The organism is Geobacillus sp. FJAT-46040 (genome assembly GCF_002335725.1).
Taxonomy (GTDB): domain Bacteria; phylum Bacillota; class Bacilli; order Bacillales; family Anoxybacillaceae; genus Geobacillus; species Geobacillus thermoleovorans.
The window spans coordinates 2,692,541-2,714,368 of the sequence record NZ_NISS01000001.1 but is presented as its reverse complement, the minus strand read 5'-3'; the positions used below and the strand labels follow the sequence as shown (position 1 = coordinate 2,714,368).

18 protein-coding genes, 11 tRNA genes, 3 rRNA genes and 1 pseudogene are annotated in these 21,828 nt (G+C 51.8%); 27 read left to right on the top strand and 6 right to left on the bottom strand.

The window, feature by feature from the left end:
• Positions 1–16: 16 nt before the first annotated feature.
• Entirely contained in the window at positions 17–130 is a 114-nt protein-coding gene (cmpA, locus tag CD000_RS14445) for a cortex morphogenetic protein CmpA (RefSeq protein WP_013144046.1), read from the bottom strand.
• An 89-nt stretch (positions 131–219) separates the two neighbouring features.
• Here cmpA and CD000_RS14440 point away from each other — a divergent pair, with 89 nt between their 5' ends.
• From CD000_RS14440 to tsaD, 19 genes are all read left to right on the top strand, one after another.
• Positions 220–669 carry a SprT family protein gene (locus CD000_RS14440; protein ID WP_013144047.1) on the top strand — a complete coding sequence of 150 codons (450 nt, stop codon included), beginning with the start codon at positions 220–222 and terminating at the stop codon, positions 667–669.
• A 635-nt stretch (positions 670–1,304) separates the two neighbouring features.
• Positions 1,305–1,379, top strand: a tRNA-Asn gene (locus tag CD000_RS14435).
• Between the two features lie 7 nt (positions 1,380–1,386).
• Positions 1,387–1,479: transfer RNA gene (locus CD000_RS14430), tRNA-Ser, on the top strand.
• 19 nt (positions 1,480–1,498) lie between these two features.
• Positions 1,499–1,570, top strand: a tRNA-Glu gene (locus tag CD000_RS14425).
• A gap of 32 nt (positions 1,571–1,602) precedes the next feature.
• Positions 1,603–1,678, top strand: a tRNA-Asp gene (locus CD000_RS14420).
• A 14-nt stretch (positions 1,679–1,692) separates the two neighbouring features.
• A tRNA-Gln gene (locus CD000_RS14415) sits at positions 1,693–1,767 on the top strand.
• A 432-nt stretch (positions 1,768–2,199) separates the two neighbouring features.
• Positions 2,200–2,275: transfer RNA gene (locus CD000_RS14410), tRNA-Lys, on the top strand.
• Positions 2,276–2,280: 5 nt separating this feature from the next.
• Positions 2,281–2,362, top strand: a tRNA-Leu gene (locus tag CD000_RS14405).
• Between the two features lie 15 nt (positions 2,363–2,377).
• A tRNA-Leu gene (locus CD000_RS14400) sits at positions 2,378–2,460 on the top strand.
• Between the two features lie 76 nt (positions 2,461–2,536).
• Positions 2,537–2,613, top strand: a tRNA-Arg gene (locus tag CD000_RS14395).
• A gap of 4 nt (positions 2,614–2,617) precedes the next feature.
• Positions 2,618–2,691: transfer RNA gene (locus CD000_RS14390), tRNA-Pro, on the top strand.
• A 21-nt stretch (positions 2,692–2,712) separates the two neighbouring features.
• A tRNA-Gly gene (locus CD000_RS14385) sits at positions 2,713–2,786 on the top strand.
• Between the two features lie 194 nt (positions 2,787–2,980).
• Positions 2,981–4,538, top strand: a 16S ribosomal RNA gene (locus CD000_RS14380).
• A 341-nt stretch (positions 4,539–4,879) separates the two neighbouring features.
• Positions 4,880–7,809, top strand: a 23S ribosomal RNA gene (locus tag CD000_RS14375).
• Positions 7,810–8,167: 358 nt separating this feature from the next.
• Positions 8,168–8,284 (top strand): 5S ribosomal RNA (gene rrf, locus CD000_RS14370).
• Together the 16S, 23S and 5S rRNA genes with 11 tRNA genes alongside form the textbook arrangement of a ribosomal RNA operon.
• Before the next feature lie 232 nt (positions 8,285–8,516).
• On the top strand, positions 8,517–8,975 hold the full coding sequence (gene tsaE, locus CD000_RS14365; protein ID WP_011229745.1) for a tRNA (adenosine(37)-N6)-threonylcarbamoyltransferase complex ATPase subunit type 1 TsaE: 459 nt from the start codon (positions 8,517–8,519) through the stop codon (positions 8,973–8,975).
• Entirely contained in the window at positions 8,972–9,712 is a 741-nt protein-coding gene (tsaB, locus tag CD000_RS14360) for a tRNA (adenosine(37)-N6)-threonylcarbamoyltransferase complex dimerization subunit type 1 TsaB (RefSeq protein WP_096225918.1), read from the top strand. Before tsaE ends, tsaB begins: the two co-directional genes overlap by 4 nt.
• The gene (gene rimI / locus CD000_RS14355; RefSeq protein WP_011229747.1) at positions 9,672–10,124 is read left to right on the top strand and encodes a ribosomal protein S18-alanine N-acetyltransferase; all 453 of its coding nucleotides are present in this window, start codon (positions 9,672–9,674) and stop codon (positions 10,122–10,124) included. Before tsaB ends, rimI begins: the two co-directional genes overlap by 41 nt.
• On the top strand, positions 10,121–11,134 hold the full coding sequence (gene tsaD, locus CD000_RS14350) for a tRNA (adenosine(37)-N6)-threonylcarbamoyltransferase complex transferase subunit TsaD (RefSeq protein WP_013144049.1): 1,014 nt from the start codon (positions 10,121–10,123) through the stop codon (positions 11,132–11,134). Before rimI ends, tsaD begins: the two co-directional genes overlap by 4 nt.
• Positions 11,135–11,456: 322 nt before the next feature.
• On the opposite strand, the gene CD000_RS14340 is transcribed toward tsaD, so the two are convergent.
• Positions 11,457–13,382, bottom strand: a complete 1,926-nt coding sequence (locus tag CD000_RS14340) for an ABC-F family ATP-binding cassette domain-containing protein (protein WP_096225917.1) — start codon at positions 13,380–13,382, stop codon at positions 11,457–11,459.
• A gap of 96 nt (positions 13,383–13,478) precedes the next feature.
• On the opposite strand from CD000_RS14340, the gene moaC reads away from it, so the two are divergent.
• From moaC to tatC, 4 genes are read left to right on the top strand one after another with little or no spacing between them, the layout of a single operon-like run.
• The gene (gene moaC / locus CD000_RS14335; RefSeq protein WP_011229750.1) at positions 13,479–13,967 is read left to right on the top strand and encodes a cyclic pyranopterin monophosphate synthase MoaC; all 489 of its coding nucleotides are present in this window, start codon (positions 13,479–13,481) and stop codon (positions 13,965–13,967) included.
• 15 nt (positions 13,968–13,982) lie between these two features.
• Complete coding sequence (locus tag CD000_RS14330) at positions 13,983–14,624, top strand: redox-sensing transcriptional repressor Rex (protein WP_096225916.1); 642 nt, start codon at positions 13,983–13,985, stop codon at positions 14,622–14,624.
• A gap of 16 nt (positions 14,625–14,640) precedes the next feature.
• The gene (gene tatA, locus CD000_RS14325) at positions 14,641–14,793 is read left to right on the top strand and encodes a twin-arginine translocase TatA/TatE family subunit (protein ID WP_096225915.1); all 153 of its coding nucleotides are present in this window, start codon (positions 14,641–14,643) and stop codon (positions 14,791–14,793) included.
• Positions 14,794–14,813: 20 nt separating this feature from the next.
• Positions 14,814–15,557 (top strand): twin-arginine translocase subunit TatC, encoded by a 744-nt coding sequence (gene tatC / locus CD000_RS14320; RefSeq protein WP_011229753.1) that lies wholly within the window; start codon positions 14,814–14,816, stop codon positions 15,555–15,557.
• 183 nt (positions 15,558–15,740) lie between these two features.
• Here the strand turns inward: tatC and CD000_RS14310 are convergent, their stop codons facing one another.
• Entirely contained in the window at positions 15,741–15,920 is a 180-nt protein-coding gene (locus CD000_RS14310) for a YdiK family protein (RefSeq protein WP_013522803.1), read from the bottom strand.
• A complete protein-coding gene (locus tag CD000_RS14305) occupies positions 15,917–16,651 on the bottom strand; it encodes a CPBP family intramembrane glutamic endopeptidase (RefSeq protein WP_011229755.1) in 735 nt (244 codons plus the stop codon). Before CD000_RS14305 ends, CD000_RS14310 begins: the two co-directional genes overlap by 4 nt.
• A 356-nt stretch (positions 16,652–17,007) precedes the next feature.
• Between CD000_RS14305 and groES the strand changes: the two genes are divergently transcribed.
• Positions 17,008–17,292 carry a co-chaperone GroES gene (gene groES / locus CD000_RS14300; protein ID WP_013144057.1) on the top strand — a complete coding sequence of 95 codons (285 nt, stop codon included), beginning with the start codon at positions 17,008–17,010 and terminating at the stop codon, positions 17,290–17,292.
• 104 nt (positions 17,293–17,396) lie between these two features.
• Positions 17,397–19,013: a chaperonin GroEL gene (gene groL, locus CD000_RS14295; RefSeq protein ID WP_011229758.1), complete on the top strand. Its 1,617-nt coding sequence runs from the start codon at positions 17,397–17,399 to the stop codon at positions 19,011–19,013.
• Positions 19,014–19,091: 78 nt separating this feature from the next.
• Here groL and CD000_RS14290 read toward each other — a convergent pair.
• A pseudogene (locus CD000_RS14290) lies at positions 19,092–19,259 on the bottom strand (tyrosine-type recombinase/integrase); the annotation flags it as partial.
• A 30-nt stretch (positions 19,260–19,289) separates the two neighbouring features.
• Complete coding sequence (locus CD000_RS14285) at positions 19,290–20,357, bottom strand: IS630 family transposase (protein ID WP_096225914.1); 1,068 nt, start codon at positions 20,355–20,357, stop codon at positions 19,290–19,292.
• Between the two features lie 206 nt (positions 20,358–20,563).
• On the opposite strand from CD000_RS14285, the gene CD000_RS19275 reads away from it, so the two are divergent.
• Complete coding sequence (locus tag CD000_RS19275; RefSeq protein ID WP_096225913.1) at positions 20,564–21,490, top strand: peptidoglycan-binding protein; 927 nt, start codon at positions 20,564–20,566, stop codon at positions 21,488–21,490.
• Positions 21,487–21,828: DUF4277 domain-containing protein (locus tag CD000_RS19270; protein ID WP_233130462.1), on the top strand; the 342-nt coding region annotated here is incomplete at its 3' end. The genes CD000_RS19275 and CD000_RS19270, both read left to right, overlap by 4 nt.

Below are 21,828 nucleotides of genomic sequence, written 5' to 3'. Positions count from 1 at the left end.
TGGAGAAAGCACTGCCTTAGGAGCAGTGTTTTCTCCGATAAAAAAACCAGCATTGGTTCAACAGTTTAATTTGCTCACGGTTTTTCTCATAGTAGGCTCGTCTCATCTGATTTTTCAGCCATGTAGGCAAAATCAGTCACCTCCCTGACAGTGGAAAGGTAATATATATGTATGTAATGGTGAATTGTCCTGTGCCAAAAGATGAAGGAGAGACCCGTCATGGACCAAAAGCAGCTGCAAGCCCTTGTCGAACAAATTTCCATTCGCGTGTTCGGCAAGCCGTTTCGCCATACCGCTTTCTTCAACCCTCGTTTGCGCACCACCGGCGGGCGCTACATGTTGCAAACGCACAACATTGAGCTCAATAAAAAACATTACGAGCAGTTCGGCGAGGAAGAATTGATCGCCATCATCAAACACGAGCTTTGCCATTACCACTTGCACCTTGAGGGAAAAGGCTACCGCCACCGCGACCGCGACTTCCGCGAACTGCTGCAAAAAGTGGGGGCGCCTCGCTATTGTCGTCCGCTTGCTCGAAATACAAAAGCGCCGAAAACGATCTACACATACATTTGCACGTCATGCGGCCTCACCTACCGCCGCAAAAGACGGATCAACATAGACCGTTATGTTTGCGGCCGCTGCCGAAGCAAGCTCAAACGATCCTAGGCTTCCATGACAGAAAAATTTGGTTGCCATCGGAAGGATGAAAATATCTCTATGTCGAATATTACAGTTTTACACATTTTGAAGCTCAGGTATTTTCAGAGTAGATGCAATTTGAAACTTTAACATTTGCAGCTTTTCCATAGCCTCGGCATTTGATCGACTGTCGGGCGACTGAACAATGCCGCTTTCAGACCCATGCATGGGTCTGAAAGCGGGTGGTTGTTCGTTCTTCCGTCACGCCTTGGTGTTCGTCAGTCGAGAAAATAGACAAGCTGCCTTTTCGTCAAGAATTGTTAAACTATAATGTCCAGTCAACGCCAATAATCAAACAAAACATTTTGCGAAAAAAGGTTGACAATCAGGATGATCGTGTGCTAAATTATAAAAGCCGTCGCTAAACGGCGGAAAACAGCAGAGCAAGTTGCGGGAAAACGTATTGACAAACGACAAGTTGCTCAATATAATAAACAATGTCGATTGTCAAACATCATTCCGCAATAGCTCAGCGACGAGCCTCACATCTTCGAATTGGCTGCGAGTTGCCTCGACGCATCTCGCTTTCTTGAATTAGCTGGCAGAGGAAGAGGCAACGAGCACATCGTAAAGATATGCATGACATATAATTTTTTCATCATTCCGCAATAGCTCAGCGGTAGAGCAACCGGCTGTTAACCGGTAGGTCGTAGGTTCGAATCCTACTTGCGGAGCCATTTCTTTGGAGAAGTACCCAAGTGGCTGAAGGGGACGGTTTGCTAAACCGTTAGGTCGTGGCTTTACGGCGCGCGGGTTCAAATCCCGCCTTCTCCGCCACTCCAATACGTATATGCGTGGCCCGTTGGTCAAGTGGTTAAGACACCGCCCTTTCACGGCGGTAACACGGGTTCGAATCCCGTACGGGTCACTGAATAGCGCGGGGTGATCCCCGCGATTTGTGGTCCCGTAGTGTAGTGGTTAACATGCCTGCCTGTCACGCAGGAGATCGCGGGTTCGAGTCCCGTCGGGACCGCCATTGCACTAAATCGCTGGGCCATAGCCAAGCGGTAAGGCAACGGACTTTGACTCCGTGATGCGCTGGTTCGAATCCAGCTGGCCCAGCCATTTTTATGTGTTAAATACATGAGCCATTAGCTCAGTAACGAGCGCTGCATCTTCGAGTTTGCTTCGAGTTGCCTCGACGCACTAGGCATCTGTGAAACAGCTGGGAGAGGAAGAGGCAGGTAGAGTGAAACGAAGCTGTAGAGTGTTATCCTAACTATGAGCCATTAGCTCAGTAGGTAGAGCAACGAGCGAAGCATCTTCGGATTTGCTTCGAGTTGTCCCGACGCATCCGACATCTTCGAATATGCTAGCAGAGGAAGGGACATCGTTCACTGTGAGTGTATACCCAACCATGAGCCATTAGCTCAGTAACGAGCGCTGCATCTTCGAGTTTGCTTCGAGTTGCCTCGACGCACTAGGCATCTGTGAAACAGCTGGGAGAGGAAGAGGCAGGTAGAGTGAAACGAAGCTGTAGAGTGTTATCCTAACTATGAGCCATTAGCTCAGTAGGTAGAGCATCTGACTTTTAATCAGAGGGTCGGAGGTTCGAGTCCTCCATGGCTCACCATATTAGCGGGTGTGGCGGAATTGGCAGACGCACCAGACTTAGGATCTGGCGCCTCACGGCGTGGGGGTTCAAGTCCCTCCACCCGCACTGATTAGTCAATATGCGGTCGTGGCGGAATGGCAGACGCGCTAGGTTGAGGGCCTAGTGGGGGCGACCCCGTGGAGGTTCAAGTCCTCTCGACCGCATTTTTTAGATAAACTATTGACAGCAACACAGCGAGTTGCTAAAATATAATCCGTCTCTTTGGTGCAATAATCTATTGCGCTCGTAGCTCAATTGGATAGAGCATCTGACTACGGATCAGAAGGTTAGGGGTTCGAATCCTCTCGAGCGCGCCATCATCGGGAAGTAGCTCAGCTTGGTAGAGCACATGGTTTGGGACCATGGGGTCGCAGGTTCAAATCCTGTCTTCCCGATTTTGTTAAACTAAATATTATGCGGGTGTAGTTTAGTGGTAAAACCTCAGCCTTCCAAGCTGATGTCGTGGGTTCGATTCCCATCACCCGCTCCATGAAGAGTCCATAGGATTATTTCGTTCCTTGAAAACTGAACGAAACGAAGCGCAACGAAAAGCTGAGGCCCGCGGGTCGCCGCGATGGGCAAATGTTCTTCGCCTGCAGGGATTTACAATCCCGAAGGCGAAGGTTATTTGACCCCGAGCGGCGGCGGGCCGAAGCTGGACAATCCGAAAAGCCAATCAACTTTCTTTTGGAGAGTTTGATCCTGGCTCAGGACGAACGCTGGCGGCGTGCCTAATACATGCAAGTCGAGCGGACCAAATCGGAGCTTGCTCTGGTTTGGTCAGCGGCGGACGGGTGAGTAACACGTGGGCAACCTGCCCGCAAGACCGGGATAACTCCGGGAAACCGGAGCTAATACCGGATAACACCGAAGACCGCATGGTCTTTGGTTGAAAGGCGGCCTTTGGCTGTCACTTGCGGATGGGCCCGCGGCGCATTAGCTAGTTGGTGAGGTAACGGCTCACCAAGGCGACGATGCGTAGCCGGCCTGAGAGGGTGACCGGCCACACTGGGACTGAGACACGGCCCAGACTCCTACGGGAGGCAGCAGTAGGGAATCTTCCGCAATGGGCGAAAGCCTGACGGAGCGACGCCGCGTGAGCGAAGAAGGCCTTCGGGTCGTAAAGCTCTGTTGTGAGGGACGAAGGAGCGCCGTTCGAAGAGGGCGGCGCGGTGACGGTACCTCACGAGGAAGCCCCGGCTAACTACGTGCCAGCAGCCGCGGTAATACGTAGGGGGCGAGCGTTGTCCGGAATTATTGGGCGTAAAGCGCGCGCAGGCGGTCTCTTAAGTCTGATGTGAAAGCCCACGGCTCAACCGTGGAGGGTCATTGGAAACTGGGGGACTTGAGTGCAGGAGAGGAGAGCGGAATTCCACGTGTAGCGGTGAAATGCGTAGAGATGTGGAGGAACACCAGTGGCGAAGGCGGCTCTCTGGCCTGCAACTGACGCTGAGGCGCGAAAGCGTGGGGAGCAAACAGGATTAGATACCCTGGTAGTCCACGCCGTAAACGATGAGTGCTAAGTGTTAGAGGGGTCACACCCTTTAGTGCTGCAGCTAACGCGATAAGCACTCCGCCTGGGGAGTACGGCCGCAAGGCTGAAACTCAAAGGAATTGACGGGGGCCCGCACAAGCGGTGGAGCATGTGGTTTAATTCGAAGCAACGCGAAGAACCTTACCAGGTCTTGACATCCCCTGACAACCCAAGAGATTGGGCGTTCCCCCTTCGGGGGGACAGGGTGACAGGTGGTGCATGGTTGTCGTCAGCTCGTGTCGTGAGATGTTGGGTTAAGTCCCGCAACGAGCGCAACCCTCGCCTCTAGTTGCCAGCACGAAGGTGGGCACTCTAGAGGGACTGCCGGCGACAAGTCGGAGGAAGGTGGGGATGACGTCAAATCATCATGCCCCTTATGACCTGGGCTACACACGTGCTACAATGGGCGGTACAAAGGGCTGCGAACCCGCGAGGGGGAGCGAATCCCAAAAAGCCGCTCTCAGTTCGGATTGCAGGCTGCAACTCGCCTGCATGAAGCCGGAATCGCTAGTAATCGCGGATCAGCATGCCGCGGTGAATACGTTCCCGGGCCTTGTACACACCGCCCGTCACACCACGAGAGCTTGCAACACCCGAAGTCGGTGAGGTAACCCTTACGGGAGCCAGCCGCCGAAGGTGGGGCAAGTGATTGGGGTGAAGTCGTAACAAGGTAGCCGTACCGGAAGGTGCGGCTGGATCACCTCCTTTCTAAGGACGAAGAAAAGCGGAAGCGCCGTAATTTCGCCTAAAGGCAGCCCGCGTCCTGCGGGCAACGGCGAAATATCGCCATCGTGGCGATCGCGATGGGCAAATGTTCTTCGCCTGCAAGGGTGCTTGCACCCGGAAGGCGAAGGTTATTTGACCCCGAGCGGCGGCGAGCCGGAGCTAGACAATTCGAAAAGCGGAGGCCGCAATGGCCAACCTACCAATCCATCGCGCTTCTGTTTCGTTCAGTTTTGAGGGAACGAGTCATGTTCTCTCAAGAATCAATTTTGTTCCTTGAAAACTAGATAACCGATAAAGCAAAGGAAGAAGCCGAGAGCGCGATAGGTTAAGCTAGAAAGGGCGCACGGTGGATGCCTTGGCACTAGGAGCCGATGAAGGACGGGGCAAACGCCGAAACGCTTCGGGGAGCTGTAAGCAAGCGTTGATCCGGAGATGTCCGAATGGGGGAACCCACTGTCCGTAATGGGGCAGTATCCATGCCTGAATCCATAGGGCATGGAGGGCACACCCGGGGAACTGAAACATCTTAGTACCCGGAGGAGAAGAAAGCAACCGCGATTCCCTAAGTAGCGGCGAGCGAAACGGGAACAGCCCAAACCAAGAGGCATGTCCTCTTGGGGTTGTAGGACCGCTCACGATGGGAGTGAGAAAGGGACGGGGTAGACGAACCGGTCTGGAACGGCCGGCCAGAGAAGGTGAGAGCCCTGTAGTCGAAACTTCGTTCCCTCCCGAGCGGATCCTGAGTACGGCGGGACACGAGGAATCCCGTCGGAAGCAGGGAGGACCATCTCCCAAGGCTAAATACTCCCTAGTGACCGATAGTGCACCAGTACCGTGAGGGAAAGGTGAAAAGCACCCCGGGAGGGGAGTGAAAGAGAACCTGAAACCGTGTGCCTACAAGTAGTCAGAGCGCGTTCATGCGTGATGGCGTGCCTTTTGTAGAATGAACCGGCGAGTGACGATGGCGTGCGAGGTTAAGCCGAAGAGGCGGAGCCGCAGCGAAAGCGAGTCTGAACAGGGCGTGTGAGTACGTCGTCGTCGACCCGAAACCAGGTGATCTACCCATGTCCAGGGTGAAGGCCGGGTAACACCGGCTGGAGGCCCGAACCCACGCACGTTGAAAAGTGCGGGGATGAGGTGTGGGTAGGGGTGAAATGCCAATCGAACTTGGAGATAGCTGGTTCTCCCCGAAATAGCTTTAGGGCTAGCCTCGGGTTTGAGAGTGTTGGAGGTAGAGCACTGATTGGGCTAGGGGCCCCAAACGGGTTACCGAACCCAGTCAAACTCCGAATGCCAACGACTTATGCCCGGGAGTCAGACTGCGAGTGATAAGATCCGTGGTCGAGAGGGGAACAGCCCAGACCGCCAGCTAAGGCCCCGAAGTGCACGTTCAGTGGAAAAGGATGTGGAGTTGCCGAGACAACCAGGATGTTGGCTTAGAAGCAGCCACCATTTAAAGAGTGCGTAATAGCTCACTGGTCGAGTGACTCTGCGCCGAAAATGTACCGGGGCTAAACGTGCCGCCGAAGCTGCGGGATGACCGTTGGTCATCGGTAGGGGAGCGTTCTAAGGGCAGAGAAGCCAGACCGGAAGGACTGGTGGAGCGCTTAGAAGTGAGAATGCCGGTATGAGTAGCGAAAACAGAGGTGAGAATCCTCTGCGCCGAAAGCCTAAGGGTTCCTGAGGAAGGTTCGTCCGCTCAGGGTTAGTCGGGACCTAAGCCGAGGCCGAAAGGCGTAGGTGATGGACAACAGGTTGAGATTCCTGTACCACCTTCTTCCCGTTTGAGCGATGGGGGGACGCAGGAGGATAGGGCGAGCAGGCGGCTGGAAGAGCCTGTCCAAGCCGTGAGGCTGATCCGCAGGCAAATCCGCGGATCATAAGGCCAAGCGGTGACGGCGACGGATTGATCCGGAAGTCCCCGATTTCACACTGCCAAGAAAAGCCTCTAGCGAGGGAAGAGGTGCCCGTACCGCAAACCGACACAGGTAGGCGAGGAGAGAATCCTAAGGCGCGCGGGAGAACTCTCGTTAAGGAACTCGGCAAAATGACCCCGTAACTTCGGGAGAAGGGGTGCTCTTTGGGGTGAAGAGCCCTGAAGAGCCGCAGTGAAAAGGCCCAAGCGACTGTTTATCAAAAACACAGGTCTCTGCGAAGCCGAAAGGCGACGTATAGGGGCTGACACCTGCCCGGTGCTGGAAGGTTAAGGGGAGCGCTTAGCGGAAGCGAAGGTGCGAACCGAAGCCCCAGTAAACGGCGGCCGTAACTATAACGGTCCTAAGGTAGCGAAATTCCTTGTCGGGTAAGTTCCGACCCGCACGAAAGGTGTAACGACTTGGGCGCTGTCTCAACGAGAGACCCGGTGAAATTATACTACCTGTGAAGATGCAGGTTACCCGCGACAGGACGGAAAGACCCCGTGGAGCTTTACTGCAGCCTGATATGGAATTTTGGTATCGCTTGTACAGGATAGGTGGGAGCCTGGGAAGCCGGAGCGCCAGCTTCGGTGGAGGCGTCGGTGGGATACCACCCTGGCGGTATTGAAATTCTAACCCGCACCCCTTAGCGGGGTGGGAGACAGTGTCAGGTGGGCAGTTTGACTGGGGCGGTCGCCTCCCAAAAGGTAACGGAGGCGCCCAAAGGTTCCCTCAGAATGGTTGGAAATCATTCGGAGAGTGCAAAGGCACAAGGGAGCTTGACTGCGAGACGGACAGGTCGAGCAGGGACGAAAGTCGGGCTTAGTGATCCGGTGGTTCCGCATGGAAGGGCCATCGCTCAACGGATAAAAGCTACCCCGGGGATAACAGGCTGATCTCCCCCAAGAGTCCACATCGACGGGGAGGTTTGGCACCTCGATGTCGGCTCATCGCATCCTGGGGCTGTAGTCGGTCCCAAGGGTTGGGCTGTTCGCCCATTAAAGCGGTACGCGAGCTGGGTTCAGAACGTCGTGAGACAGTTCGGTCCCTATCCGTCGCGGGCGGAGGAAATTTGAGAGGAGCTGTCCTTAGTACGAGAGGACCGGGATGGACGCACCGCTGGTGTACCAGTTGTCCCGCCAGGGGCACCGCTGGGTAGCTATGTGCGGACGGGATAAGCGCTGAAAGCATCTAAGCGTGAAGCCCCCCTCAAGATGAGATTTCCCACCGCGCAAAGCGGGTAAGATCCCTCGAAGATGACGAGGTCGATAGGTCCGAGGTGGAAGCGTGGCGACACGTGGAGCTGACGGATACTAATCGATCGAGGGCTTAACCTAGAAAAGTGAAAGCGCCGCGATTAGCTCTCGAAGCCAAATGTTCTTCACCCGCAGGGGTGCTTGCACCCCGAGGGGGAAGGTTATTTGGCAGAAGAGAGCTAGGCGCTGGAACTGGACAAAGAAAAGCGCAGGCGAGCGGGTCGCCGCGACGGGCAAATGTTCTTCGCCTGCAGGGATGTTCACATCCCGAAGGCGAAGGTTATTTGACCCCGAGCGGCGGCGAGCCGGAGCTGGACAATGCGAAAAGCGCAGGCGAGCGGCTTCTTCCAACGGTTATCTAGTTTTGAGGGAATGAACATCCTGTTGACAAATCCAACAGGATGGATATAATAATTACTGTCCAAGATGATCATCATTGCCTAGTGGCTATGGCGGAGGGGAAACACCCGTTCCCATCCCGAACACGGAAGTTAAGCCCTCCAGCGCCGATGGTAGTTGGGGCCAGCGCCCCTGCAAGAGTAGGTCGCTGCTAGGCAGCTTCATTCACCAGGGAGTTTCGACACGCCTCATTCCCTTTTTCTTTTTAGGGGCGATTGCGCAACAGGGCGATCTGTCAGCGAGCCAAAAGGCTGCGCGGGATCGTCCTTTTTGTTTTTCCCTTTCTCCTATGCCTATTTTTCGTTTTGGAAGTGGCGGCAAGATGTTCGGATATGATACAATTTCAAAAGCAAGAGTGAAGATGATAAAAGGGGATAAGGTAGAACAAAATGAAAAAAATTGAAATTTTGGTGCATTCTCCGGAAGAAACGAAGTCGGTGGCCCGCCGGCTGGCGGAACATCTTGAGCGGGGAATGGTCATCGCATTAGAAGGTGATCTCGGGGCGGGAAAGACGACGTTTACGAAAGGTCTTGCTGAAGGGCTGGGCATTACGCAAACGGTCAATAGCCCAACGTTTACGATTATTAAGCAATATGATGGTCGGCTTCCGCTTTATCATATGGATGTATACCGACTTGAAGATGAATGGGAAGATCTTGGATTTGACGAATATTTTGCTGGCGATGGTGTTACGGTTGTTGAATGGGCGCATTTGATCGCCGGCCAGTTGCCTGAGGAACGGCTGACCGTTTTCTTGTTTCATCGTGGCGGCGATGAGCGGTTGCTTCGCTTTGAGCCGTCGGGGGAGCGTTATGAACAGTTGTGCAAGGAGATTTTTCCGTCATGAAAGTATTGGGAATTGATACATCGAATATGCCGCTTGGCATTGCGTTGGTAGATGGTGATGTCGTGAAAGGGGAATTCATCACTAATGTGAAAAAAGACCATTCATCCCGGGCGATACCAGCCATTGAGTTGTTGCTTCGACGATGTGACGTTGCTCCAAAAGATCTCGATTTAATCGTTGTAGCGAAAGGGCCGGGGTCGTATACCGGGGTGCGGATCGGCGTGACGATTGCGAAAACGCTTGCCTGGTCGCTCGGTATTCCGATCGCCGGAGTGTCGAGCCTTGAAGTGCTCGCCGCCAATGGCCGTTATTTTCCTGGGGTGATCGTTCCGCTGTTTGACGCACGGCGCGGACAAATTTACACCGGGCTTTATCGCTACGAAGGCGGTGCGCTCCGCTGTCTTGAGGAGGACCGGATTGTGGCGGCGGATGAGTGGGCGCGTCGGTTGAGCGAGCGGGAAGAGGATGTATTGTTCATTGGTGCGGATGCACTGCTATATCGTGATTTGTTTCGAAGTCATTTAGGCGAACGGGTTCACGTGGCCCCGCCGTCTTTGGCGTTGCCGCGTCCGAGCGAGTTGGTGATGCTCGGCAAACAAAAAGAGCGCGAGAACGCCCATGTGTTTGTGCCGAACTACCTCCGCCTTGCCGAGGCGGAGGCGAAATGGCTCGCGAAACAAAAAGGGGAACAGAACGATGGGGATCAATGTTCAATTTCGGCCAATGACCATTCATGACATTGATGAAGTCGTGCAAGTCGAGCGGGCATCGTTTACTTCGCCTTGGAGCCGTGAATCGTTTTACAACGAGCTCATGTACAACCGCTACGCCAAATATATCGTCATGGTGTACAACGGGCGGATCATCGGGTATGGTGGGATGTGGCTTGTCATCGATGAGGCGCATGTGACGAATGTAGCCGTGTTGCCGCAGTTTCGTGGGCAAAAGCTTGGTGAAGCGCTCATGCGACGCTTGATGGACATGGCCAGGCAGCACGGGGCGGCGACGATGACGCTTGAGGTGCGCGTGTCCAATCATGTTGCCCAGTCGCTGTACCGAAAGCTTGGGTTTCGCAACGGAGGCATTCGCAAACGGTATTATCCGGATAACTTTGAAGACGCGTTAGTCATGTGGGTGAAGCTGAGATGAATGAGGACGTGTATGTATTAGGCATTGAAACGAGCTGCGATGAAACGGCGGCAGCAGTCGTGAAAAACGGAAGAGAGGTTTTATCGAATGTAGTGGCGTCGCAAATGGAAAGCCATCGGCGGTTTGGCGGCGTCGTGCCGGAAATTGCTTCCCGCCATCATGTGGAGCAAATTACGCTCGTTATTGAGGAAGCGATGCAGCAGGCCGGCGTATCGTTTGCGGGCCTTGATGCGGTGGCGGTGACGGCCGGACCGGGGCTTGTCGGAGCGCTTCTTGTCGGGGTCAACGCGGCGAAAGCGTTAGCGTTCGCCCATGGATTGCCGCTTATTGGAGTGCATCATATCGCCGGTCATATTTACGCCAATCAATTAGTGGCCGAAATGAAGTTCCCGCTGTTGGCGCTCGTCGTTTCCGGTGGTCATACGGAACTAGTGTTCATGAAGGAGCATGGGAATTTTGCGGTGATCGGTGAAACGCGCGATGACGCTGCCGGTGAGGCGTATGACAAGGTGGCGCGGGCTTTAGGCCTTCCGTACCCAGGAGGACCGCACATCGACCGGCTGGCTCATGAGGGAGAGCCAGTGATTGATTTGCCGCGAGCGTGGCTTGAGGAAGGTTCGTATGATTTCAGCTTCAGCGGCTTAAAATCGGCGGTTCTCAATGCGCTCCACAACGCGAAGCAGCGCGGCGAGGAGATCGATCCGAGACAGATGGCCGCGAGCTTTCAGGCCAGCGTCGTCGATGTGCTGGTGACGAAAACGGTGCAGGCCGCCAAAGAATACCGCGTACGGCAAGTGCTGCTCGCCGGGGGGGTGGCGGCCAACCGCGGGCTGCGGGCTGCACTGCAGGATAAAATGAAAGAGCTCCCCGATGTGGAGCTTGTCATCCCGCCGTTATCGCTATGCACCGATAATGCTGCGATGATTGCCGTTGCGGGAACAGTGTTATATCAACAAGGAAAGCGGGCTGATTTGGCGCTCAACGCCAATCCAAGCTTGCCGCTTGTCTAGGCAGTTGGCTGAAACGCGAAAGACACCGAAGGGCGATCCGTTTGCGGCAGGCAAACGGATCGTCCTTTTTATTTTCATGTGAAAAAAGTTTGTGTATATTTTTATCCACAAATCTGTGGACAATGTGGAAAAAGCGGTAAAACACTATCAACATAAGAAAGACAATACACAGCGATTTTTGTGTAACAAGGAAGATGTTTTTTGTGGATAATGTGGAAAAGTTGGTGAATAACTTATATTCCATGGTGGAAATTGTGGATTCTTTTGTGGATAATGTGACTAACTAAAGAACAACCCGCCGAAACTAGAGGCGGGTTGTCGGTTATAGTGAAGTATAAAGCTGTTCCCATTCGGCCAATAACATTTCGACTCGCTGCTTCCGCTCGTCGTTTTCTTGCGTCAATCGTTGCATCGTCTCATAGTCGCCGTAAACGGATGGATCACAAAGTTGCTGCTCGATCTCAGCGATTTGTGCTTCAAGCGTTGCAATCTCGGCTTCGATTTCATCCAAGCGGCGTTGGCGCTGGCGCCGTCGTTTTTTTTCCTCTTTTTCTTGCTCGTATGTCGTTTTGGCAGAATCACTTGCCGTTTCTGTCGGGCGGACGTTCAGGAGTGCCAGTTCGCGCATTTCTTCTTTTTTGGCGATGTAGTAATCATAGTCGCCTAAGTATTCCGTTAGGCCTCCGCTGGAAAGTTCAAACACCTTTGTTGCGATTCGGTTGATGAAATAGCGGTCGTGGGAAACGAACAAAATCGTTCCCGGGTAGTCGATGAGCGCTTGCTCGAGCACTTCTTTGCTGTCGAGGTCTAGATGGTTTGTCGGTTCGTCCAAAAGAAGGACATTTGCTTTTTGCAACATCAGCTTGGCGAGCGAAAGGCGTGCTTTCTCCCCGCCGCTTAAAGCGGAGACCGGTTTTAAAACGTCATCGCCGGAAAACAGGAAGTTGCCGAGCACGGTGCGAATTTCTTTTTCTGTCTTTTCGGGGTAGGCGTCCCACAGCTCGTCAAGCACCCGTTTGTTCGATGACAAATCAGCTTGGTCTTGATCGTAATAGCCGATTTGGACGTTTGCGCCGTAGCGGAGCTCTCCTGTTTGGATAGGGAGTTTTCGGGCGATCGCCTTCAGCAATGTCGACTTGCCGATGCCGTTCGGCCCGACTAGGGCGACGCTTTCGCCGCGCGTGATGCGGAAGCTGATTTGGCGGATGATGGGTGCACCGTCGCCATAGCCAACGGCTATGTCTTCAGCGGTGAGCACTTCATAGCCGCTCGGTCGATCGATCGAGAACGAAAAGGAGGCTGATTTTTCATCGCCGACAGGCCGTTCGAGCCGTTCTATTTTTTCCAGTTGCTTTCGCCGGCTTTGCGCCCGTTTGGCCGTCGAGGCACGGGCGATGTTGCGCTGGATGAAGTCTTGGAGTCGGGCGATTTCTTCTTGCTGTTTCTCGTACCGTCTTAACTCTTGTTCGTATTGCTCGGCCCGCAACTCCAAATAGCGGCTGTAGTTGCCGGCATAGTGTTTGAGCGTGGCATTCGACAGTTCGTATACGTCAGTGACGATTTTGTCTAAAAAGTAGCGGTCGTGGGAAACAACCAGGACGGCACCGGGATAGGCTTGCAAGTACTGCTCCAGCCAAGCGAGCGTCTCAAGATCCAAATGGTTCGTCGGCTCGTCCAAAATCAATAAATCCGGCTTGGACAACAGCAATTTCCCAAGGGCAAGACGCGTCCGCTGTCCGCCGCTTAACGACGAGATCGGCGTTGTTTTATAATCATATGAGGAAAACTGCAGCCCGTGCAAAACGGAGCGGATATCGGCTTCGTATTGGTAGCCGCCTTGTTCTTTGTATTGTTCTTGCAGCTCGTCATACGTTTTCAGCGTTTTTTCATAGCGAGCTGGATCGGCGAGTACGTCTGGGTCGCCGAGTTGCATGCTGAGTTCGGCAAGCTGTTTTTCGAGTCCTAGAAGCGGGGTGAATACCTCAAGCATTTCGTCCCAAATGGAACGCGGCGAGTCGAGCCCGCTGTTTTGCGCCAAATAGCCGATTTTGATATGGTTTGGTTTGATGACTTTGCCGCTGTCGAAAGAGAGTTCACCGGCGATGATTTTCAACAATGTCGATTTTCCTGCTCCGTTGCGGCCGACAAGGGCAATTCGGTCGTGGGACTGTATTTCTAGTTTTATATTCGATAAAATAAGGTCAGCGCCGAAATATTTCGTGAGCCCGTGCACTTGCAAAATGATCATGTCCGTCACCTCGCGAATAGTTTAACGTAAGTCGCGAAAACGGTCAAAGACGAATGATGAAAAATCGTGTATAGTGTATAAATGGAGGAGATTGTATTGTCATCGTTCACTCATTTCAATGAACAAGGGCGCGCGAAAATGGTTGATATTACGCACAAAGAAGATACTGTGCGAGTGGCTGTGGCGCAAACGAGCGTGACTGTCAGCCGGGAAATTTACGAAAAAATGACGAGCAATGCGATCGAGAAAGGGGATGTGCTCGCCGTCGCTCAAGTGGCGGGGGTGATGGCGGCGAAGAAGACAGCTGACCTTATTCCAATGTGTCACCCGCTTATGTTAAAGGGTGTGGACATTGCTTTTGCTTGGGAAAACGATGGAGAAGCGCATAAGCTCGTCATCACGGCAACGGTGAAAACGAAAGGGAGCACAGGAGTGGAAATGGAAGCGCTGACGGCCGCTTCGGTCTGTGCGTTGACGGTGTACGATATGTGCAAGGCGCTTGATAAAGGAATGGTCATCGGTCCGACGTATTTGGTCGAAAAAACGGGCGGGAAGTCTGGCCATTACCGACGGAAAACCGATTAGCTGGGGGATGAGATCATGAGCAACGAACAACCGAAAATTCCGCAGGCAACCGCCAAACGGCTGCCGCTTTACTATCGGTTTTTGAAAAACTTGCACGCTTCCGGCAAGCAACGCGTCTCCTCTGCCGAGTTGAGCGAGGCGGTGAAAGTCGATCCGGCGACGATCCGCCGCGATTTCTCCTATTTTGGTGCGCTTGGTAAAAAGGGATACGGGTATAATGTCAATTATTTGTTGTCGTTTTTCCGCCGGACGCTTGAAGAGGATGAGGTGACCGAAGTCGCCTTGTTTGGCGTCGGCAATTTAGGCACCGCCTTTTTAAACTATAATTTTTCGAAAAACAACAATACGAAAATCGTGATGGCGTTTGATGTCGATGAGCGGAAAGTAGGAACGACAGTCGGCGGGGTGCCGGTCTATCATCTCGATGAGTTGGAGGAGCGGCTTCGCGGCGACATTCCGGTCGCCATTTTAACCGTGCCGGCCGCCGCGGCTCAAGCGCTGACCGACCGCCTTGTCGCCCAAGGAATTAAAGGCATTTTAAACTTTACTCCGGCGCGGTTGAACGTGCCGAACCATATTCGCGTCCATCATATCGATTTAGCCATTGAGCTGCAGTCGCTCGTCTATTTTTTGAAAAACTATCCATCGCCATCGTAAAAGGAGAGAACAACACATGAAATATTTGTTGCTCGTTGCTGCAATTTTGTTGCTGTTTGGCGCGAAAAAGCTGCCGGAATTAGGGCGGTCGTTCGGCCAGTCGCTTCGCGAGTTTAAAGACGCCACAAAAGGGCTCGCTGATGACGAAGAAACGAAAACCGACCGATGACAAGGCAGGATGGAGAAACAATGAATGACAAAGAAATGTCGGTGTATGAGCATCTGGGTGAACTGCGAAAACGGCTCATCATCGTGCTCATCTTTTTTGCTGCGGCGCTTGTCGTTAGTTTCTTTTTTGTCGATGATGTCATTTTGTATTTGCAGCGAACGGCCGAGGCGAAGCATTTGACCATGAACGCCTTCCGCCTCACCGATCCGATTAAAGTGTATTTTCAGTTTGCCTTTGTCATCGCAGCTGTGCTGTCGGCTCCGGTGCTGTTGTATCAAATTTGGGCGTTTGTAAGCCCCGGTCTGTATGAAAAAGAGCGGAAAGTGACGTTAAGCTATATCCCGGCGTCGATCGTTCTTTTTTTAGCAGGCGTCAGCTTCGCTTATTTCGTCTTGTTTCCGTTTGTCGTTCGATTTATGAGCCAGCTGGCTGACCAACTAGGGGTTCAACAAATGATCGGCATTAATGAATATTTTCAGTTTTTGCTTCAGCTCGTGCTGCCGTTTGGCATCGTATTTCAGCTTCCGATTGTTGTGCTGTTTTTTACCCGCTTAGGGCTTATTACGCCGCAGCTTCTTGTTCGCATCCGCAAGTATGCGTATTTAGCGCTGCTTATTTTAGCGGCGGTCATTACGCCGCCGGATGTGTTGTCGCAAGTGATCGTCATGATTCCGCTCACCATTTTGTATGAAGGAAGCATTTGGGTGGCGCGCATCGGCTATCGGAAAGCGCAGCGAGCAGTCGAGCAGGAAGGCAATGAGTGAGGCGGGACGAAAAACATTGAGAGGAAAGCGAGCAAGGCCGGGCCAAACGAAGGGGCTGTCTCAAAAGCCGCAAAACAGGGTTTTGAGGCCGGCCTCTTGTTTTTTTGTTTCCATTTTCACGATATGATCGCCGTCATGGGATTGATGTTCTGGTCCCTTCCCGCGCGAATCACGGGAAGGGGGTCAGCGTTTTGAGGCGAAAAGAAGGCGAAGGGCGGTGCCGAAATCAAAGGCAGCGAGCGCCGCTAAAGCGATGGTGGAGACGTTCCAAACCGTTTCATGAGCACTTTCGATGGCCAAATACGTAAACATTGAGCCTAAGACGAAATACAGAAGCGAAAACAGCCGAGGGTTTCGCATCATAGCCAAACCCTCCAAACGGCGAGCGGCAGCTCGGACTGGCGCATCATTTTCTCAATCTCGTCGGCCAATAGCGTCTGCATGACGACGACGAACGTATTCATGGCGACATGGGCGAAAATCGGTACGAAAATGCGGCCGGTTTTTGCGTATAAAAACGCGAATACCATCCCCATGGATGTGTACAGAAGCAAATGTTCCGGCTCCATATGGACAATGGCAAACAAAAGCGAACTGACAAGCGCAGCAAGCCAAAAGTTGTATTTTTCATAAAGCGAGCCGAAAATGATTTTGCGGAAGATGAGCTCTTCCAAAATCGGGCCGATGACGGAGGTGACGACGACCAACAGCGGCGTCAGGCGGATGATATCGATGATTTGCCTTGTATTTTCCGACCCTGGTTTGATGCCGAGCAGCCGCCATTCGATGTTGGCGGCGATGCTTTGGGCCGCGAGCGCCAAAAAGACGCCCAAGACCGCCCACATCCACGAGGAAGCAAGCGGCAGCCGCCGCATCATTCGTTCGTTGCGGTCACCGCGGAGCAGCCATAAAATCACGACGAACGCAAGCAGAAAGCTGATGACCGCCCAATACCCGGAAGCCAGTTTGGCGGCTTCGAGGCGGCTTTCCGTTCCTTGGCCGACGCCGAGGGCGCGAAGAAGCGGCACGCCGACAAAGGCGGACAGCTGCATGACGATATACGTGATGATGACGTACCAGTGGTTGCGTTTCAAACCCTCTACCCCTTTTATTTCAAATTATATCCGTATTGTAGCACATGTATGGCGAAAATAGTAAGAAAACTGCATCCTCGCATCCCACCTGACCGCCGTAAAAAAAATTAACCGGAGCCGTTTATCAGTCCGAGGAATGTGAAATAATGAAAATGGGCTCCGCGCGGATGGGGAGTAGAGGCAAAACAACCGGCTCCTTTTGCTCTTTCTTCTTTAGGAGAGAAAAACAGTTATTTTTTTGCATTTCCTACTTGCAAAACGGAAAGAAGTTCATTAATATTATAAGTGTGTTAGCACTCAATAGTGATGAGTGCTAATAAGAACGGTAAAAACTATCGTTAAGGAGGTTGTTCCCCGTGTTGAAGCCATTAGGCGATCGTATTGTCATTGAAGTCGTGGAAACAGAAGAAAAAACGGCTAGCGGTATCGTTCTGCCGGATACGGCGAAAGAAAAACCACAAGAGGGCCGCGTTGTTGCTGTCGGTGCAGGCCGCGTGCTCGATAACGGCCAACGCATCGCGCCGGAAGTCGAAGTTGGCGACCGCATTATCTTCTCGAAATATGCGGGCACAGAAGTGAAATACGACGGCAAAGAATACTTAATTTTGCGCGAAAGCGATATTTTGGCTGTCATCCGCTAATATATGCGTTCATCACATAAACATTCCGAAAACATACTGGGTACTTAATCGGATACTTAACTTGTGGCACGCAGTCCAACAATTTCATAAGGAGGTAACGGGGTATGGCAAAACAAATCAAGTTCAGTGAAGAAGCGCGCCGTGCGATGTTGCGCGGGGTGGACAAACTTGCAGACGCAGTGAAAGTCACATTAGGTCCGAAAGGCCGCAACGTCGTATTGGAGAAAAAATTCGGTTCGCCGCTCATCACGAATGACGGGGTAACGATCGCGAAAGAAATCGAGCTCGAAGATCCGTTTGAAAACATGGGCGCGAAATTGGTCGCTGAAGTCGCCAGCAAAACGAACGACATCGCTGGGGACGGTACAACAACCGCTACGGTATTGGCTCAAGCGATGATCCGCGAAGGCTTGAAAAACGTAGCAGCTGGTGCCAACCCGATGGGCATCCGTCGCGGTATCGAAAAAGCGGTTGCTGTTGCGGTTGAAGAATTGAAAGCCATCTCCAAACCGATTAAAGGAAAAGAGTCGATCGCCCAAGTTGCTGCGATCTCGGCTGCTGACGAAGAAGTCGGCCAATTGATCGCTGAAGCGATGGAACGCGTTGGCAATGATGGCGTTATCACGCTTGAAGAGTCGAAAGGCTTCACGACGGAACTCGACGTTGTCGAAGGGATGCAATTCGACCGCGGTTACGTTTCACCGTACATGATTACGGATACGGAAAAAATGGAAGCTGTCCTTGAAAATCCGTACATCCTCATCACGGACAAAAAAGTATCGAGCATTCAAGAACTGTTGCCGGTCTTAGAACAAGTCGTCCAACAAGGTCGTCCGCTCCTGATCATTGCGGAAGATGTTGAAGGCGAAGCATTGGCGACGCTTGTTGTCAACAAACTGCGCGGCACGTTCAATGCGGTTGCTGTCAAAGCGCCTGGCTTCGGCGATCGCCGCAAAGCGATGCTCGAAGACATTGCGATTTTGACAGGCGGCGAAGTGATCTCGGAAGAGCTTGGCCGTGAATTAAAATCGACGACGATCGCGTCGCTTGGTCGTGCGGCGAAAGTTGTTGTCACGAAAGAAACGACGACGATCGTCGAAGGCGCTGGCGATTCGGAGCGCATCAAAGCGCGCATCAACCAAATCCGTGCGCAGCTTGAAGAAACGACGTCCGAATTCGATCGCGAAAAACTGCAAGAACGCTTGGCGAAATTGGCTGGCGGCGTAGCGGTCATCAAAGTCGGTGCGGCAACAGAAACAGAATTGAAAGAACGCAAACTGCGCATCGAAGACGCGCTCAACTCGACTCGTGCGGCTGTTGAAGAAGGCATTGTCGCCGGCGGTGGCACGGCTCTCATGAACATCTACAACAAAGTCGCTGCCATCGAAGCGGAAGGCGATGAAGCAACCGGTGTGAAAATCGTATTGCGCGCGATCGAAGAACCGGTTCGTCAAATCGCGCAAAACGCTGGTCTGGAAGGCTCGATCATCGTTGAGCGCCTGAAAAACGAAAAACCGGGCATCGGCTTCAATGCGGCAACAGGTGAATGGGTCGACATGATCGAAGCTGGTATCGTTGACCCGACGAAAGTCACTCGTTCGGCGCTGCAAAACGCTGCATCTGTCGCCGCAATGGTCTTGACGACAGAAGCGGTCGTTGCCGACAAACCGGAAGAAAACAAAGGCAACAACAACATGCCGGATATGGGCGGCATGATGTAATCATCGCCTCCAATCCTTTGGAACACTGGGGTTCTCCCCGGTGTTCTTTTTGTTTTGACCACATTTTGACCACGAAAATCACAAATTTTTGATGAAGTTGCTCATAAGCTCGCTAAATTTCTGCGAAGCTCTTTCTTCCAAATCTTTTGTTAGATGCGCATAAATGTTCATGGTTGTTTCGATATCTGCATGGCCGAGGCGCTGCTGGATTTCTTTGATTCCCACTCCTGCTTCAATAAGTAAACTATATACCATGCAACATAAAGAGTTAACTTCTCATCCTGCACACCCTAAGCGTTGCAGCACTTCCTCCGGACGTTCGTGGATGTAGTGGACAAACCGAGCAATGGCCTGGACGATATCGTTTCGATTTTTGTGAAACACATTGGCGATCACGGTGTCTTTCAGCCATTTCCACAAGCGTTCGATCGGGTTCAGTTGCGGAGAATACGGAGGAAGGTAAATAAAGTGAAAACACTGTCCTTCTTCCCGCAAAAACTCCTTGACCATTTTGGCATGGTGAATGCGGGCGTTATCCAACACCAAAACCATGAGACGGTCTAAATAGCGCTCTTTGAGCATTCTCAAGAAATCCAAGAACGTCGCGGCATTGGCAGCGGTCGTTTGATGAAGCACCGTTTCACCATCATGGACGTTGACCGCGCCAAACAGCGATACGTGGGCATGATGGCCAAACGTCGGCACTTGTTTTTGGCGGCCGACTTCCGACCATGTGGACCGCAAGACATGGTAAGAGCGGATATGGGTTTCATCGATGTACAGAAGAACAGCATCTTCTGTCTCCTTGGTGATCAAGTTTTTTTTTATCAGATCCATTTGTTTTTCAAATTGTTTTTGCTCATCCAGATTTCCTTTCGCCAGTGTGTACGTCGGTCGTGTCCACGACAGCCCTTTGCGGTGCAGGAGTTTTCGCAGCGCTTCGCGGGAAATGGAAACACCGAATTGCTTTGCGACATAGGATTGCAGGAGTTTGGTGTTCCACGCCGAAGCGACGTCCCAGCCCAGTTCCGCGGGAGTAGTGGTCAACACAAGCTGTTTGATCTTTTCCTGCTGTTCTTCGGTGAGAAACGGCTCCCGCCCGGGGGCGAAATCCCGATGAAGCAGGAGTTCAAGGCCGCCTTCGTTGAACAGCGACACATAATGGGAAACGGTTTGTCGGCACACGTTGACCATGGAAGCCGCCTCTTTGCCCAAATAGCCTTCCATGACCAGGCGGACGGCCATCACACGTTGGCGGAGATGAGCGTTTTTGATCTTCCGTTCCTGCTTGCGGAGTTTCCGGGGCGTCCATCCATGGTTGTCGGTGATTTTGAGGCGTTTCATGCAGAATTCCGCTCCTTTTCCATGTTTTTCATTAGGAGCAGTATAACCAGAGTGGGCACCGCTTATGCGAAGGTTAACTTTTCAATGAGCATGTATATAGTACTGCGAATATTTTTTTGTTTTAATACAAAATTTCGACAATATTTTCGATCAAAAACAGTTAATATCGGAATGAATGGATAAAGCTTTGAAATGGGGGGCTAATGATGTACGTTGTAGATGGGGCTAGCAGAATCATCTATTATCCATCAAATTATACAAATTATCTATGGAGTGGGCAAACGCTGAAAAGAGGTGATCGAAATGATTATGTGAAGACATTGCAATCTTGGCTTTATAAAGCCGGATTTAATCCCGGGGGAATTGATGGAGTTTACGGAGCAAATACAGAGAAGGCTGTGAAGGAATTTCAGAAGAAGGTTGGAATCACGGCCGATGGAATTGCGGGGAAACAAACGTACCAAGCTCTGCAAAAGTATGTCAGAACACAAACGACATTGTCCCGATCAAACTCATCAAGCAGCAATGATCATTGGACAGGTCAGACGCTTAGAGAAGGAAGCAAAGGAGAAGATGTAAAGGAATTACAAAGAATGTTAAATTCGGCAGGATATAATGTTAAAGTAGATGGTGTATATGGTTCCGAGACAGAGGGAGCTGTAAGAAGTTTTCAAAAATTAGTTGGTATATCTGTTGATGGTATAGCTGGGGCGCAAACTTATAGAAGTCTAAAGTCTTATATCTCATCAAAAGCTAATAAGGGCGTAACAGTTGATATATCTAAAGAAGCACAAAGACTTCAAAAAGAGGCAGAGGAAAAGAAGAAACAGGAATTAGCTAAGTCACTAATGGATGTGGTCACCGATTTTGTTCCTGTTGTTGGTCAATTTAAAGACGCATATAATCTTGTCAATACTTTATTTAATCCTAATGCTACTGCTAAAGAAGTTGGATTAGCATTATTTGCATTCATACCTGTTATTGGAGACTTAAAAGACTTAAAAAATATTGGGAAAGCAGTCGATGTAACTCACATTTCGCACCCTCTCGACGAAAATCGGGAGGATTTTTTCGTTCCGATGTCGAATGAATCCTTGACACACAAGGAACGTAAAGGAGTTTTTCTCTTATGAACGTTCAAGTCAAAAAGGTCTATCGCAATCATTATTTGAATATAATAAGTGCCCTATTCAAGAAACTGGGCCTGCCCCAATTGATTGACCATCTCGTTCCCGTTGATCCACAGTGCCAGACTCGAGTCAGCGATGCCGTTCAGGCCATCATCTACAATATGTTTGACGGCCGGCAAGCCCTCGTTCACGTGGAACGATGGGCTCAGGAGATCGATCTAGAGAAACTCATCCGTCCCGGTCTCCATCCTTCCTGGTTGAACGACGATGCCTTGGCTCGTCATCTCGACCGCTTGTATGAGGCCGACATTCACAAGGTGATCAGCACTTGCTTGATTCAC